The 251-nt window shown below is 75.7% G+C and carries 1 protein-coding gene; it reads left to right on the forward strand.

Going from position 1 to position 251, the window contains the following annotated elements; genetic code table 11:
• Positions 1-251: DUF4131 domain-containing protein (locus tag CVH10_RS22805; RefSeq protein ID WP_219925033.1), on the forward strand; the 251-nt coding region annotated here is incomplete at both ends.

Raw genomic sequence — 251 nt, forward strand, 5'->3', positions numbered from 1 at the left:
CCGCCACCGCCCGGCTGTTGCCACCCCCGGAGGCGGCGCGGCCCGGGGGCTACGATTTCGGACGCGACGCCTATTTCCGCGGCATCGGCGCGGTCGGCTCGCTCGTCGGCAAGATCGAGGTCCGGCCACCGGCCCAGGCCCCCGATCGAAGCGCCCGTTTCGCGGCGGCCATCGACGACGCGCGCAACGCCCTCACGCGCCGGATCACCGATGCCAACGGTGGACAGGCGGGTGCCGTGGCCGCCGCCCTC

Origin of the sequence: Halomonas sp. ND22Bw, assembly GCF_003011945.1 — a bacterium.
Taxonomy (GTDB): domain Bacteria; phylum Pseudomonadota; class Gammaproteobacteria; order Pseudomonadales; family Halomonadaceae; genus Halomonas; species Halomonas halophila.